Genomic DNA, 14,329 nt, shown 5'->3' with positions numbered 1-14,329 from the left:
CTCCTAATACCCACCACCCCTCTTTTTCTCTGGGGGGGGGGGGGGGGGCCCGCCCCCCCCCCCCCCCTCCCCCCCCCCCCCCCCCCCCCCCCCCCCCCCCCCCCCCCCCCCCCCCCCCCCCCACAACAGCCCGCATCAAGGCCCCTGCACGTGCTGCAAAATCGCCTTGGCCAGACCTTCGTAATCGCCTTCAAAATGATGATCACCAGGCAGCTTGATCAACTGCGCGCTGCCAACCGGCAGCTTCGGGCACAGCGCATCATCGTCGTCGGCACCATAGATGCACAGCGTGCGATCGGCGGCCATGCGACGTATTTCAGGCGCGATTGGCAGGCCGTCGTCGCCGCCGCTGGAGATCCAGTTGCTGACATGGAACTCATAGTCGGCAGTTTCACCCACCGACATCAGTGCGGTCATCCGCAGCATCTGTGCGCTAGCCGGCGGCAGCTTGTTGATAGCGGCGGGCAGTACATCGGCACCCTGCGAGAAACCAATCAACAGCAGCTTCGGTCGCCGCCAGTGGTTGGCGTAATAGCGCGAAATCCGGTCCAGATCCGCTGCAAACCCCGCCGGGGTACGTTCGCTCCAAAAATAACGCAGCGAATCCACACCGACCACGGGAATACCGGCCTGCGCCAGCGCGCCCGCCACGTCCTTGTCCAAGCCCGCCCAGCCGCCATCGCCGGATACAAATACAGCGAAGGTGTCGCCCTGCCCGCTGGCCGGCACCTCCACCAGCGGCAGACCGTCCAGATCCTGCGGTACCGCAGGCAGGCTGACACCGCGCTGTGCACCCAGTACCCGCGCCGCGGCGACTTCGCCGGGTGTAGCCCTGCCAGCGTGGGTTCGCGCGAACTCGCGCGCCAACGGCACGCCAGCGATGAAAGCCGCTACCGCCGCCTCGGGACAAGCCTGGCCCTTGCCTGCAGCTGCGTTCAGCCAAGGAAAGCGCACCGGCTGCGGCAACAGCCTGCGGCCCTTGATGGCACCGCCGCAGGTCATCGTGGCGTTGTGCAGCTGCGGACAGAAGCCTTCGGTCAGCAAGCCGGCGAACACATCCGGATCGGCCTGGGTGGCCACCGCATACGCCAATGCCGCACCGGCACCATCACCGCCAAGGATAGGTAGGCGGTAGGTCGGCACGTGGTAATACGCCTGCACGTAGCGCGAAAAATTCTCCACATCGCCTGCCGAGAAGCCGCACTTGCCCCCTTCCTTGGCGAGCACCTGATAGAGATGGCGGGTGTCGATGTCTACCACCATCGCGCCGTCATCACGCAAGGCCTGCAGCCGCGCCAGATGCTCAGTAGAGGCCCCGCCATCACCGAACCACAGCACCACGCGTTGCGCCGGCCCACTGGGCAGCAGCACCGGCACCTGTTCGAATCGGCCATGACTGACCTGCTCCGCCGCCATTACCGGCGTCGCCAACAGGCTCAGCGCCAGCACACCCATCCCCCACATCACACGTGCCATGCAAAGGCCTCTGGAAACATGCGGCAAAGCCTACGCCCATAGCGGGCAGAAAGATGTCGAAAGCGCCAGCTCAGGCCTGTGCTTCAGGGTGACGCTCGGTCCATTCGGCCAGTTTCCGCCGGTAAGCCAACAATTCATCTGTATACAAATCCAGCACGCACAGCGGGCAACCGCTGCCACAGCACTCGTTCGGACCCGGCGCTTCCGGCGGTTGCGGACGCGGATCCGGATCGGGCATGGCGGGGGCTTGGACGGGCAGTTCGTTCATTGCGGCGGCCGGTTCGGCCTGATCAGCAGCGGGACAACCCGCATTTTAGCCAAAGCACGGGCTCAGGCCGTGGCCCGTCGTAGATTGGAACGCGCCGCCACGTCGTAACGTTCATGGAAAAAGTCGCTGAAAAAGATGCGCGGCTGAGCCAATAGCTTCTTCAGGAAACGCCGCCGGTTGAGCCGGAACAGGAAGCCTGGCACCTTGCCCTGGTATTCCTCGGCGATGCCACGGTCATAGGCGTCGAAGACCGCCTCCGGTGCGCCCAGGATGGCCATATCGCTGTCCAGGAACAGCGCCGCATCGGTGTCCAGCCCGTCGCCACTCAGGCTGCCATGACGTGCGGTGAGTTCAATCAGTTCCATCACCCGTGCCACATCCACTTCCGCATCCGGTAGCCAACGCGCAATACCGGACGCAGCCAATTGTGCCGAGCGCGTCTCGTTGTCACCGCGCCCAGCCTCGTAGATCGCATCGTGGTAAAGCGTTGCCAGCAACACTTCCAGCGGCTGCTGCCAGCCAGGGCCGGCAGCCACATCGCGGTAGTGCTGCAGCACTGCCTGCACATGGCCGAAGTTGTGATACGCACGCGGCGGTTGTGCGTAAGCGGTTTTCAGTTCGGCCAGCAGCGGTGGCGGCAGGGTCTGCAGCAAGTCATTCATGCCAGCATCTTGGCACGAAGCTGCGGGGCAGACGTAACGCTGAGAAAACGCAAGAATCCACCATGAAACGCTTGCGCTGCTCGCGGCACAGTGCGCTCAGCCCAGCTGCCAACGGCCTTCGATCTGGTAACGCCCTTGCCCGAGGAAACTGCGCACCAGCACGAATTCACGCACGAACCAGCGCAACGGCTGCACCGGCTGGATCGGCAGGCGGCGGCGGTCGTACAGCAGGGTCATATGCGGGGTGAAACGCGGGTCCAGCTTGCCGCCCACGCCCTGCAGGCAACGCGCCAGTTCCTCATGCAATCCGTTCAACAGCTCGGCACCGTATTCGCTGCGCAGCACGAACGGGTTCTGCCGGCTGCCGGCAAAGCTGCCCACCTGATCAAAGCAGACCTCGAACTCAGGCATGCGCACCCGCGCTGCCGCCTGCCGCACCTTGGGCAGCAGACTTGGTGGCAGGCCCGCGTAATCACCAAGGTGGTGCAGAGTGACGTGCAAGCGCTCAGGCGCCAACGGATGCCCGAGCAAGCCATGTTCCTCGCGCAGGCCATCGGCCAACTCGGCGGCCCGCTCAGCCGTGAGCGCATCGGGCATCACCGCGAAGAACAGGCGTTCGGTTGGAATGTCGCTGCCCAGGCCCAGGGTCATCTGGGCCTCGGTGGAGGAAAGCTGCTTCGTCATGGTCTGGTATCGAAAGCCGGCTGCCGTACCCGCTCCGTCGCGGCGGCCACTACTGTCTTGGGCCGCGGATACTAGCAGACCACGCCGGCCTCGGCCCGGCCATGGCGAAAATTTAGCCACCGCCCGGCGAGCCAAGCCGCACAAGGGCTGCCAATAGTTATCCACATGTTTGCACAGGGCTGGTCCACACCCGCTGTGGATTTGTCCCCTGCCTGCTTCCATATCCCCGTAACAGGCCTACACTGGGCAGGTCGCAGCAAACTCCGGGTGATCGCCATGATCGGTTGGAACGCGTTGGTCCTGCTCGTTGCCAGCAGCGTTGCCTTGGCTGCGCCAACGCCAACGCCAGTCCCCGCTCCGGTCCCCAGCCCGGAACAGGTAATGGCGATCCCGCCGGAAGTGCGGGTGCTGCTGCGGGATCGGGTACTCAAGGTGGCCAATTCACCGGAGCAACGCCTGCAACGATTGGTCGAGCTGGTGTTCCGCCCGGAGGGACTGGGCCTGGAGTACGACACTGAAGCCACACTCACCGTCGCCGAGACCTGGCAACAACACCGTGCCAATTGCCTGTCCTTCACCTTGTTGTTTGTCGCCCTGGCCCGCGAGATCGGTCTGGACGCGCACATGCAGGAGGTGGGGCAAGTGGTGTCCTGGTATCAGGACCAGGGGCTGATCTTCAATGCCGGCCACGTCAATGTAGGCATGCGTGTGGATGGACGCCCGGCAACCCTGGATCTGGACAGCAACGTACTGTACGACCGCCGCGGCCCACAGCCGATCAGCGACCGCCGCGCGCTCGCCCACTTCTACAACAACCGCGGCGCCGAGCAGCTGGCCACACACGACTACTCCGGTGCCCGCGCCTATCTCGACGCTGCGCTGCGCATGGACCCGCGTTTTGTACCGGCTTGGAGCAACCTTGGAGTGCTGGATTCACGCGAAGACGACCTCAATGCCGCTGCCAGGGATCTGGAAACCGCGCTGTCGATCGACAGCTCGCACGCCCCAGCCCTGCACAACGCAACAAAGCTTTATCAACGCATGGGCGACACAAACCGCGTGGCGCAGATGGAGACGCGGCTGGAACAGGTGCGCATACGCGACCCGTTCTATCAATTCATGCAGGGAAACACCGCCGAGCGCAACGGCGATTACTCATTAGCGGCGCACTACTACCGCGAGGCAGTGCGCCTCTACAGCAAGGCCCACCAATTCCATTTCGGGCTGGCCCGTGCCTATTTCCTCGCCGGCAACAACCGCCTGGCCGAGCGCGAGATGGCGCGAGCTCGTGATCTTGGCGGCGATCAACTACGTGCGGTGTACCAATCAAAACTGGAAGGCATCCGTCGCCTTGAAGCACGCCACGTGGCGCGCTGAACGCGCGCCGCTGGCTACTTGAACAACGCAAGCCGATTCAGGCCTTGCGCAGGAAGCAGGTTTTCAACACCAGGCCCTTGATCTTGTCCGAGTTGCCTTCGATGTTCTCGGCATCGTCTTCGACCAAGCGGATGTTTCGGATCACCGTGCCCTGCTTGAGTGGGATCGATGAGCCCTTGACCTTCAAATCCTTGATCACGGTGACGGTGTCACCGGCCACCAGCACATTGCCGTTGCTGTCGCGCACCACCAGCGTGGATTCGGCCGCCTCGCCCGCGGTCCATTCATTGCCGCAATCGGCACAGATCCACAGCGCGCCATCGGCATAGACGTTTTCCAGCGAACACTGCGGGCAGGAAGTAACAGACATGGGGGACTCCCGTACATTGAATAACTGCTCATTGTAGCCGTTCAGGTCACAATCGCTCCCGGCAGCACCGAGCGAAGGCCTATGCCCCATAGCTGACGACAGTCCGTATCAGCACGCAGCAGGGCACAAATCGTCACCCAGGGGCTTGGCCGACGGTCTGATCGTGCTGATGACCATGGCCATTCAGGCTGCGCGCATACCCGGAAAATCGTGATGCTGCTCATGATCGCGCAGGGCTCGAGACCGGAAACAGCCGTTCTCGACCCACATGTGAAGCCAGCCGTGCGGCGGCGTAGTACAGTGCGCGGCCGATTCAGCAGCAAGACGCGCAGGCATCATGAAACTCGGCATCGACTTCGGCACCAGCAACTCGGCCGCCGCCGCCCATATCGACGGCAAGGTGGTCCCGGTCAGCTTTGGTGAGGCCCAGCAGTTCCGCACCACGGTGTACTTCCCCGAGGTGATGCGCGACCCCAACGACTTCGAACTGACCCCGGCACTGGAAGCGCAGGTCGATGACCTGATCGAATCCGGCCGCCGCGACGCCCGCGCGGTCGGCAATACGCGCAGCCATGAGCAGCTGCGCAGCGATGCCATCCGCGTGGTCCGAAGGCAGTGGATGGAAGAACGCATCCGCGAACCGCGCAGCTCCACCACACTCCTGCAGAACGCGGTTTACGGTGACGACGCGCTGGAAGCCTACTTCGAAGAGAACGAAGGCAACCTGGTGCAGAGCCCGAAGTCGATGCTGGGCTACAACCTGCATCCGCGCGCCAAGCAGACCATCACCGGTATTGCCACCCATATCCTCGAACACATCCGCCTGACCGCCTCGCGCCAGCTGCAAAGCAACGTGCGCAGCGCCCTGCTCGGTCGGCCAGTGCAGTTCCGCAGCTCGATCGGCGCGGCCGGCAACGACCAGGCGCTGGATATCCTGCGCAGCGCGGCGATGGCGGCCGGGTTTGACGAGGTGGACTTCCTCGAAGAACCGGCAGCCGCGGCCATGCACTACCACGCGGTCAGCAGTGAACGCCACGAAGCAGTGATCGTCGACGTCGGTGGCGGTACCACTGATATCGCCCATGCCAGCGTTGGCGGCAACGCCGCGCCGCAGATCCACCGCGCCTGGGGTATTGCCCGTGGCGGTACTGATATCGATCTGGCGCTGAGCCTGGCCGGCTACATGCCGCTGTTCGGCCGCGGCATCACCCGCGTACCTGCGCACCACTATGTGGAGGCCGCGATGGTGCAGGACATGACCCGCCAGCGTGACTTCCGCCAGCACAACTACGATGCCGTCGACTTGCCCTATGGCGCGCGCCTGCAGGCCTTGCAGGACACCGGCAATACCGCGCGCCTGTACCGCGCGGTGGAGCAATGCAAGATCGCCCTGAGCAGCCAGCCCAACCACAGCAGCACGCTGGATTTCATCGAAGCAGGGCTGTCGGTCGACATCGATGCGCCGCATCTGACGACGGCTGCTGGTGGCTACCTGGGCGAGCTGGAGACATTGCTGCAGCAGGTGCGTGCCGATATTGGCCACGACCCGGCGGCGGTGTTCCTGACCGGCGGCATGTCGCGCGCCGGTTATATCCAACAGGCTGCTGCGGCAGCGTTCCCGAGCGCCAAGCTGGTGCATGGCGACCCATCGTTCGGCGTGGTGCAGGGCCTGGCGCTGGCGGCAACGACAAATGGCGCGGTTGTGGCCCCTGTGGGAGCGGCGTAAGCCGCGAGGCTGGGGATCCAGAAGCCCAAAAGCTTTACCCCTCCCCAACCCTCCCCTTTGCTTCGCAAAAGGGAGGGGGCAGAAGCCTCCCTCCCAAACCCTCCCCTTGCCTGCGGCAAGGGGAGGGAGTCAATCAACGATCCAGACTCACCCGCACGCCACCCGAATGCGACTGGATGGAGATATCGCCGTCGCCACCACCAATCCGCGCGTCCAGGTTCTTGCCCGGCCCATAGCGCGGGCTCTCCACCTGGCCTACGTCGGAGCGGATGCTGCCGCTGAACGTGCTGACCTTCAATTGCGCCGACGTGCTGGCCGGCAGGCTCAGTGAAACCGAGCCACTCACCGTCTCCAGATTGACCCGGCCACCGGGCTGCAAACCAGCGCTGCGCACGCCCAGGCTGCCGGACACCGACTCGGCATTGAGCCGCTGCACCTTGGCCAGATCCAGGGTGATGCCGCCAGACACGGTATTGGCCGCGACCTCACCACCACTGGCACCAGCGGCATTGATGCCACCGCTGACCGTTCTGGTCTCCAGACGCGATGTCTGCAGCTGCGAGCGGATCGCGCCGCTGACCGTGGTCAACTCGGCTTCACCAGCACGGCCATTGGCAGTTATGTTGCCGCTGACGGTGCTGCTTTGCAGGCGACGCAGGTCCACGTCAGACACATCCACCATCGCGCTGACGGTACTGGTCTGCAGCTGCGCAGCGCGCGGCACGCGCAGCTCCAGCACCGCGCCACGACTGCTGCGGCCGTTCTGCGGGTAAACCACTTTCAATGCCACCCGGTTGGCGCTGCTTTCCACCTCCAGCCGCTGACCGTCGCCCAACGAGCCGGTAAGCTGCACTTCGTTGCGGTCCCAGCCACGCACGGTGACTGAACCGGCCACATTGCTCAGTTCCACGCGGCCACCGCTGGACAACGGCAGACTACGATTGACCGCAGTCTGCGCAAATGCGCTGGTCAGCGGGGCCAGCAACAGCGCTGTGGCGATCATATTGCGGATGCAGGCTTTCATCAGGTGCTCCTTCAAGTCGAGAGTCCGGTCGGGTTCACGCCCTTGCGGGTGAGTTCAAGCCGCAGCGCGTAGGTGCGCTGCAACTGTCCAAGTAAAAATGCGGCGTCCGGGCTTTGCGCGATCGCGCTGCGGATGCTGCCGGCACTTTCATCCAGTTCGCGCAGCGCCGGTTGCAGCTCGGCCGCCAGGTTGTCCTGCGGAATCGTCGCCATCGCCTGCCGGTACTGGTAGGTGATGTTGTTGGCCTGGTGCTGCAGCGACGACTCTTCCACAGCCACCGACGCCGCAGGCTGCTGCGGCAACAGCGAAACACTGGCCACACCGACCAACGCGACAACCACCGCCGCTACGGCATAACGCGGCCAGTGGCGCTGCGACGTCCGCCGCACCGGCGCAGCGTTCACAGATGGAACGGGGGCCGCATCTGTCTGCTGGTTGCGCGGGACCTGCTCCAGCTCCGCCACAATGCGCTGCCACGCCGCAGCCGGGGGTACCCGCTCTGCAGGCAGCCCGCGCAGGCGCTGCGCCAACTCATCATCGTGATCGCGGTCGTCTTCGTAGTTGTTCATCATGCGTCTCCAAGCCGCGTGCGCAGCAAACTGCGCGCACGATGCAATTGGGCCTTGGAACTGCCGACAGCCATCTGCAGTTCCACGGCGATTTCCTGGTGTTTCCAGCCTTCAATGTCGTGCAGCACCAGCACCGCGCGGGCGCGTGGCGGCAGCGTCAACAGCGCGCGTTCCAGGTCCATGCCGGTGGCATGGCAGCGCTGGGTGTCGGCCATTTCGGCCAATAGATCCATCCCGGATTCGCCGATATCCAGCGATTCAAACGTTGCCGCGCGCAGCTCCATCAGCGCCGTGTTTACTGCCAGGCGATGCAACCAGGTGGCCAACGCGCTCTCGAATCGGAACTGCGGCAGCTTGCGCCAGGCCTGGATGAAGGTTTCCTGCAGCACATCCTCGGCACGCGCCGCGTTGCCGCCGCACAACCGCCACAGCAAGGCATACAGGCGCGGCGAGTGGCGCCGGTAGATGCGCTCGTAGGCACGGGTATCACCGGCTGCGGCGGCACGGGCCAGCGCAGCGTCGTCGACGACGGGCGGTGAAGGGGCGGCGGTAGTCACGGTGGCGTCGAGCATATCCATTGGATGCGGCAAGCAGGCAAAAGGTTTAAAGCCGGTTCAATTTTCTTACCGAACTGGCCTGCCAACACGCCGCGACTGGCAGCAAACGCCACACTGGCCGACAATCAGCACTCGCCAAACCGTTGCTACCGATGTTGCGTAGCCCGGTCATTGCGCGTAGCGCCGCGTTTGGCACTGGCCTACCGTGCCGCCTCCACTGCACTGAAACACCGACGTACCGCAAGGAATTCGCATGAAGCACTACCTCCCCGCCTCGATGCAGCAATGGATTGACCCCATCAACACCGGCCTGGGCATCCTGCTGATCCTGGTCGTGGCCTGGTTGCTGCGCCTGCTGACCCGCCGCCTGCTGTCCCGGCTAGGCCGCCACTACACACTGCCGGCGCAGATCGAGATGGCGATCCGGCGGCTATCCAATTTCGTCATCGGCACGGTTGCCCTGGTTGCCATTCTGCAGACACTGAACGTAGAAGCCAGTGTGCTGTGGACCGCGTTCACCGGCTTTGCGGCGGTGGGCGCGGTGGCGTTCTTTGCCGCCTGGAGCGTTCTCTCCAACATCTTCTGCACCTTCCTGATCTTCACCACCCGCCCCTTCCGTCTGGGCGACCAGGTCGAGCTGCTGGAGAACGGCGAGAAGCCCGGCTTGAAGGGCGTGGTCACCGACATCAACCTGATCTACACCACCCTGCATGAAGTCGGCGGCCCGGTCGAAGGCACCCTGATGCAGATCCCCAACAGCCTGTTCTTCCAGCGTGGCCTACGCCGTTGGCGCGGTGGCGATGCAACGCCGACCACCGTGCAAGGCGACGGCTGAGCGGGCGCAGGCTTCGGCTCCTGTCTTGACTCGTCACCCCCGCGAAGGCGGGGATGACGGCATACAGCAAGGGCCCAAGGCAAAAGCCAGCGCCAAAGCCCTCACCCGCCTGAACACCAGTACGGCAAGAACCTGCCGATCCACAGCGTTCCGCTCGCGTCCACACGGCCCGTGCGAAAATTGCCGTCATTGAGCGACCGGCCCGGTCGCAAGCCCGCACGCAATGTCCTCCTCTCCCAATACCTCCTGCCCGGCCCCGCAGGCAGGCGACGCTTTTGCCATTGCGGAAGCCGCCCAGGCTCCACGCTCCGACCGCCAACGTTGGCTCAGCGTCATCGCCTTGGCCCTGGCGGCCTTCATCTTCAATACCAGCGAGTTCGTCCCGGTCGGCCTGCTCAGCGACATCGGCGCCGACTTCGGCAAGCCAATCGAACACGTCGGGCTGATGCTGACCATCTACGCCTGGGTGGTCGCGCTGACCTCGCTGCCGTGCATGCTGCTGACCCGCAATTTCGACCGTCGCAAACTGTTGCTGGGCGTGTTTGCGCTGTTCATTCTCAGCCATGTGCTCTCGGGCTTTGCCTGGAGTTATCCGGTCCTGATGGCCAGCCGGGTTGGCATTGCGCTGGCCCATGCAGTGTTCTGGTCGATCACTGCCTCGCTGGCAGTGCGGGTGGCACCGCAGGACAAGCGTCCGCAGGCCCTCGGCCTGCTCGCCACCGGCACTTCGGTGGCGATGGTGCTGGGCATTCCGCTGGGTCGCATCGTCGGTGAATTGCTGGGCTGGCGCATCACCTTCATGGCCATCGGTGGCGTCGCATTGCTGGTGATGCTGGTGCTGGCACGGCTGCTGCCGGCCCTGCCCAGCCACAACAGCGGCTCGGCCAGCAGCATCCCGCTGCTATTGCGTCGGCCTGCCCTGATGGCCTTGTACCTGCTGGTGATGGTGGTGGTCTCCGCCCAGTTCACCGGCTACAGCTACATCGAACCGTTCGTGCAGAAGATCGGCGGCTTCGATGCACACGTGACCACGCTGGTGCTGCTGCTGTTCGGCGGCATGGGTTTCATTGGCAGCGTACTGTTCTCACGCTATGGCCTGCGCTGGCCTCGCGGTTTCCTGCTGACCGCGATCGGCACCCTGGCTGCCAGCCTGTTGCTGCTGCGCACTGGCCTGCACAGCAGCTGGTTGCTGTATGCGCTGGTTTCGGTGTGGGGCGTGGCGATGATCAGTTTTGCTTTGTCGATGCAGTCCAAGGTGCTGAACCTGGCCTCTGACGCCACCGATGTGGCGATGGCCTTGTTCTCCGGCATCTTCAACATCGGCATTGGCGCCGGCGCGTTGATCGGCAGCCAGGTCAGCCTGCAGCTGGGCATGCAGCACATTGGGCTCGTCGGCGGCCTGATCGCCACGGCGGGCTGGCTGTGGTGCCTGTTCGCGATGCTGCGCTGGAGCGGCAGCTTCCGTCTGGGCGGCGCAACGCACTGAGCTGCCGCAGCACAAACGTTTACAGCGTGGCGGCTGCAGGTATGCTTCCGTCCACGCCGCTGCTTCCGGGGGCGCGCTACGGAGGAAGTACGTGGATCAGGACATCACTTTGCGTGACGCCAACCTCGCCGATGCAGAGGCGCTGAGCGCGCTGGTCACCCCGTTGGCGCGACACCTGCTGGACGCCGACAGCGGTGCCAGCGCACATGCTTTCCTGGCCTCGCTGACTCCTGCCAGTTTCACCGAACGGCTGACTGACAAGGACTTCGCGCATTACCTGGTGGAAGATGCCGGCACCCTAGTCGGCATGATCGCCATGCGTGGCGACAGCCATATCCATCATCTGTTTGTCAGCCGCGGCACGCGCAGGCGTGGCATTGCCCGCCTGCTGTGGGAGCACGCCCTGCGCGTGCACGGCCGCCGCGAGTACACGGTCAATTCATCCGAGATCGCAGTGCCGGTGTATGAGCGCTTTGGCTTTGTCAGCAAGGCTGCGCCGCAGACGGTCAAGGGTGTGCGCTTTGTGTTGATGGAGCGACCGCGATTGGTGCCGCGCGTGGTGCAGAAGCAGTACTTGAATGACGTTCTGCCGGTATCGGGGAAGAACTGAAGCTTTGGGCTTTTTCTGCCGTCATCCCCGCTTTCGCGAGCATGACGAGGGAAGAACTGGGGCCAGAACAACGGCCAAAGCCACAGCCATCGTTCCTAGCGCAGCTGACTGTCCTTGCTGCCGCGCCGGTTATAGCCGGCAAACGCCTCGTCCTCATCCTGCGCCTGCTGGCAGGCGATGCACAGCCTCACTCCGGGCACGGCCTTGCGCCGCGCCTCGGGAATCGGCGCATCACATTCTTCGCAATGTTCCAGCCCCGGGCCGCTGGGCATGCGGCTGCGCGCACGCTTGATCGCGTCCTCGACGGTGGCATCAATCTGATCCTGAACGGCGGTATCGCCCGCCCAACCGGTAGCCATGTCCTGCCTCCACGTACAGCAACATAGGCAAACTGCCGCCTCCGTGGACACAATTCAAGACCTCGCGGCCAGGCGTACAGCTGCCTGAACAGGATCCGCCAGCCAATGGCTACCCGCTCACCGCAGGCGTCGGCCCGCGCCAAACCGCGCGAGCACAGCGTTCACCACATCAGGTCGTCAGGCACCTGGAACTGGGCGTAGTACGCGTCGTCTTCGGCGTTGCCAGTGGAAATCGGCGTGTCCGCACTCTGGCCGTGGTCGAGCACGATCAGGCTGGCGTCACGCTCGCGTACCTTTTCCGCCGCCACGCGGGGCAGCAGCTCGAAACTGTCGCCGTGACGGGCGATCACCAGCGCGCCATTGGCCAGCTGGGTACGCAGCGCCTCGGTGACCAGCATCGTGCGGATCACTGCGCCGTCGTTGAAACGGTATTCCAGCTCGCCGGCACGCGGCAGCTTGCGGTCGGCGATGATCTGCCGGGCCTGCGCGCGCAGCTCGTCGGCGCGGCGCTGGGCGTTGTGCTCGGCGGCCAGCTGGCGGTCCTTTTCGGCCTTTTCGGCACGGGCGCGATCGGCCTCGCGCTGGCTTTCGGTCGCGTTGACCGGACCTTTGCCGTGACGCGCCTTGACCTGCTCACGCGCCACCTGCGAGACCTGTGACTTCTTCACCAAGCCAGCCTTGAGCAGCTGTTCCTGCAGTGGATTACCCTTTGCCATCGTCGTTGTTCATGGTTCTGTTGCCGAGGCTGCCATCATAGCGGCCTGCCCGGTCCTGCCCAAATGCCCATGCTTCCGCTGAAATACCTGAATGGCTATCCCGAACACCTGCAGCAGCGCGCCCGCGAGCTGCTGGACGCGGGCAAGCTGGGCGAGGCGGTACGCAAGCGCTATGCCGAACCCAACATTGTGCGCAACGACCGCCAGCTCTACGACTACGTGCAGGCCATCAAGGAGCGCCACCTGCGCCAGTCGGTGCCGCTGGGCAAGGTGTTGTACGACGGCAAGCTGCAGGTGGTGAAACACGCCTTGGGCACGCATACCGCCATTTCCCGCAACCATGGCGGCAAGCTCAAGGCCAGCCGCGAGATCCGCATTGCCAGCGTGTTCCGCGAGGCCCCGGCCGAGTTCCTGCGGATGATCGTGGTGCATGAGCTGGCGCATATCAAAGAAGCCGAGCACAACAAGGCCTTCTACCAGCTGTGCCTGCACATGGAGCCGGATTACCACCAACTGGAGTTCGACCTGCGCCTGTACCTGACCGCCTTGGAACATGAACCCGGCTGAGCCGCCCATCGCCCCGCTCCCGCCACAGCGCTACACTCCCCGCCCTTCGTAGAACCCATAGCCGCCATGACCACCCCTATTCGTCTCGACAAGCGCGTTGCCGCGCAGCTGCAGTGCTCGCGCTCGCAGGCCCAGCAGTACATCGAAGGCGGCTGGATCAGCGTCAACGGCGTGGTCGTGGAAACCCCGCAGACCATGGTCAGCGAGGAAATCATCACCCTGGCCGCCGAAGGCAGCACCGAAGCCGCTGAAGCCGCCACCTTCCTGATCAACAAGCCGGCCGGTTGCACCGCAGAACAATTGTTCGCGCTGCTGGCAGAGGACAACCGCTTTGCAGACGACGCCTCCGGCATCCGTTCGCTGCGCCGTCATTTCCAGCGCCTGGATTACCTGATGCCGCTGGACGATGCCGCCAGCGGCCTGGTCGTGATGACCCAGGATTGGCGCGTACGCCGCCACCTGCAGGAATCCGGCGCCAGCCTGGAACAGGAGTTCGTGGTCGAAGTCAGCGGCGAACCTACCCCGTGGGCGATGCCCAGGCTCACCCATGGCCTGGTCTACGAAGGCCGCAGCCTGCCGCAGGCCAAGATCAGCTGGCAAAGCGAGCAGCGCCTGCGTTTCGCGATCAAGGACGTCCGTCCGGGCCAATTGCAGTTCATGTGCAGCCAGGTTGGCCTGAAGGCCGAACAGATCCGTCGCCTGCGCATCGGCCGCATCGGGCTGAGCAAGATGCCCGAAGGCCAGTGGCGCTATCTGGCAGCCGAGCAGAAGTTCTAGGCCAAAGGCCAGCCTGGGCTTTGCAGCAGCGGCAGCGTCCTGCACCAGCAGTTTTGTGGGAGCGGCGGCAGCCGCGAAGCTGACACATCATCCGGCCACGCCACAGAACGGCATCACACCATATGCAATCGCAGGCGTTCGGCGCGCTGACGGTTCGCCGGCTTCGCGGGGGGCCCCGCGGCCCCCCCCCGCAGCGGGGTTACACCCGGGGGGTTTGCGCCCCGGGCGCCCCCCCCCCCCAACCCCCCCCCCCGCCACGCCGCCCC

17 protein-coding genes are annotated in these 14,329 nt (G+C 64.5%); 7 read left to right on the top strand and 10 right to left on the bottom strand.

What is annotated here, in order from left to right:
- Positions 1 to 135: 135 nt before the first annotated feature.
- The 4 genes from ACVOMF_RS17910 to thpR all read right to left on the bottom strand — a co-directional run bounded on the left by ACVOMF_RS17910 (position 136) and on the right by thpR (position 3,090).
- Positions 136 to 1,464: a virulence factor family protein gene (locus tag ACVOMF_RS17910; protein WP_481510462.1), complete on the bottom strand. Its 1,329-nt coding sequence runs from the start codon at positions 1,462 to 1,464 to the stop codon at positions 136 to 138.
- Between the two features lie 82 nt (positions 1,465 to 1,546).
- Positions 1,547 to 1,744, bottom strand: coding sequence for an oxidoreductase-like domain-containing protein (locus tag ACVOMF_RS17905; RefSeq protein ID WP_481510459.1), 198 nt, complete (start codon positions 1,742 to 1,744; stop codon positions 1,547 to 1,549).
- A gap of 62 nt (positions 1,745 to 1,806) precedes the next feature.
- The gene (locus ACVOMF_RS17900; protein WP_481510458.1) at positions 1,807 to 2,406 is read right to left on the bottom strand and encodes an HD domain-containing protein; all 600 of its coding nucleotides are present in this window, start codon (positions 2,404 to 2,406) and stop codon (positions 1,807 to 1,809) included.
- A 96-nt stretch (positions 2,407 to 2,502) separates the two neighbouring features.
- Entirely contained in the window at positions 2,503 to 3,090 is a 588-nt protein-coding gene (gene thpR, locus ACVOMF_RS17895) for an RNA 2',3'-cyclic phosphodiesterase (protein WP_481510457.1), read from the bottom strand.
- A 276-nt stretch (positions 3,091 to 3,366) separates the two neighbouring features.
- Here thpR and ACVOMF_RS17890 point away from each other — a divergent pair, with 276 nt between their 5' ends.
- Positions 3,367 to 4,467: a tetratricopeptide repeat protein gene (locus tag ACVOMF_RS17890; RefSeq protein WP_481510456.1), complete on the top strand. Its 1,101-nt coding sequence runs from the start codon at positions 3,367 to 3,369 to the stop codon at positions 4,465 to 4,467.
- A gap of 37 nt (positions 4,468 to 4,504) precedes the next feature.
- Here the strand turns inward: ACVOMF_RS17890 and ACVOMF_RS17885 are convergent, their stop codons facing one another.
- Positions 4,505 to 4,837, bottom strand: coding sequence for a zinc ribbon domain-containing protein YjdM (locus ACVOMF_RS17885; protein ID WP_481510455.1), 333 nt, complete (start codon positions 4,835 to 4,837; stop codon positions 4,505 to 4,507).
- A gap of 337 nt (positions 4,838 to 5,174) precedes the next feature.
- Between ACVOMF_RS17885 and ACVOMF_RS17880 the strand changes: the two genes are divergently transcribed.
- The gene (locus ACVOMF_RS17880; protein ID WP_481510454.1) at positions 5,175 to 6,563 is read left to right on the top strand and encodes an Hsp70 family protein; all 1,389 of its coding nucleotides are present in this window, start codon (positions 5,175 to 5,177) and stop codon (positions 6,561 to 6,563) included.
- A 133-nt stretch (positions 6,564 to 6,696) separates the two neighbouring features.
- On the opposite strand, the gene ACVOMF_RS17875 is transcribed toward ACVOMF_RS17880, so the two are convergent.
- From ACVOMF_RS17875 to ACVOMF_RS17865, 3 genes are read right to left on the bottom strand one after another with little or no spacing between them, the layout of a single operon-like run.
- On the bottom strand, positions 6,697 to 7,587 hold the full coding sequence (locus tag ACVOMF_RS17875) for a DUF4097 family beta strand repeat-containing protein (RefSeq protein ID WP_481510453.1): 891 nt from the start codon (positions 7,585 to 7,587) through the stop codon (positions 6,697 to 6,699).
- A gap of 11 nt (positions 7,588 to 7,598) precedes the next feature.
- Positions 7,599 to 8,156, bottom strand: a complete 558-nt coding sequence (locus ACVOMF_RS17870; RefSeq protein WP_481510452.1) for a hypothetical protein — start codon at positions 8,154 to 8,156, stop codon at positions 7,599 to 7,601.
- Positions 8,156 to 8,728, bottom strand: coding sequence for an RNA polymerase sigma factor (locus tag ACVOMF_RS17865; RefSeq protein ID WP_481510461.1), 573 nt, complete (start codon positions 8,726 to 8,728; stop codon positions 8,156 to 8,158). The genes ACVOMF_RS17870 and ACVOMF_RS17865 overlap by 1 nt, the downstream gene beginning before the upstream one ends.
- 238 nt (positions 8,729 to 8,966) lie before the next feature.
- On the opposite strand from ACVOMF_RS17865, the gene ACVOMF_RS17860 reads away from it, so the two are divergent.
- From ACVOMF_RS17860 to ACVOMF_RS17850, 3 genes are all read left to right on the top strand, one after another.
- Positions 8,967 to 9,548 (top strand): mechanosensitive ion channel domain-containing protein, encoded by a 582-nt coding sequence (locus tag ACVOMF_RS17860; RefSeq protein WP_481510451.1) that lies wholly within the window; start codon positions 8,967 to 8,969, stop codon positions 9,546 to 9,548.
- Positions 9,549 to 9,771: 223 nt separating this feature from the next.
- Positions 9,772 to 11,034: a sugar transporter gene (locus ACVOMF_RS17855; RefSeq protein ID WP_481510450.1), complete on the top strand. Its 1,263-nt coding sequence runs from the start codon at positions 9,772 to 9,774 to the stop codon at positions 11,032 to 11,034.
- Positions 11,035 to 11,125: 91 nt separating this feature from the next.
- Positions 11,126 to 11,644 carry a GNAT family N-acetyltransferase gene (locus ACVOMF_RS17850; RefSeq protein ID WP_481510449.1) on the top strand — a complete coding sequence of 173 codons (519 nt, stop codon included), beginning with the start codon at positions 11,126 to 11,128 and terminating at the stop codon, positions 11,642 to 11,644.
- A 95-nt stretch (positions 11,645 to 11,739) separates the two neighbouring features.
- On the opposite strand, the gene ACVOMF_RS17845 is transcribed toward ACVOMF_RS17850, so the two are convergent.
- Positions 11,740 to 12,003 (bottom strand): DksA/TraR family C4-type zinc finger protein, encoded by a 264-nt coding sequence (locus ACVOMF_RS17845; RefSeq protein ID WP_282265397.1) that lies wholly within the window; start codon positions 12,001 to 12,003, stop codon positions 11,740 to 11,742.
- 161 nt (positions 12,004 to 12,164) lie between these two features.
- A complete protein-coding gene (locus tag ACVOMF_RS17840) occupies positions 12,165 to 12,719 on the bottom strand; it encodes a DUF2058 domain-containing protein (protein ID WP_481510448.1) in 555 nt (184 codons plus the stop codon).
- Between the two features lie 69 nt (positions 12,720 to 12,788).
- Between ACVOMF_RS17840 and ACVOMF_RS17835 the strand changes: the two genes are divergently transcribed.
- Positions 12,789 to 13,286, top strand: a complete 498-nt coding sequence (locus tag ACVOMF_RS17835; RefSeq protein ID WP_481510460.1) for a M48 metallopeptidase family protein — start codon at positions 12,789 to 12,791, stop codon at positions 13,284 to 13,286.
- A 66-nt stretch (positions 13,287 to 13,352) separates the two neighbouring features.
- Complete coding sequence (locus ACVOMF_RS17830) at positions 13,353 to 14,063, top strand: rRNA pseudouridine synthase (RefSeq protein ID WP_481510447.1); 711 nt, start codon at positions 13,353 to 13,355, stop codon at positions 14,061 to 14,063.
- Positions 14,064 to 14,329 lie beyond the last annotated feature (266 nt).

The sequence above is a fragment of the Stenotrophomonas sp. STEN022 genome (genome assembly GCF_056760155.1).
Note: the sequence above shows the minus strand (reverse complement) of the source record. Positions and strands in the feature narration are given on the sequence as shown.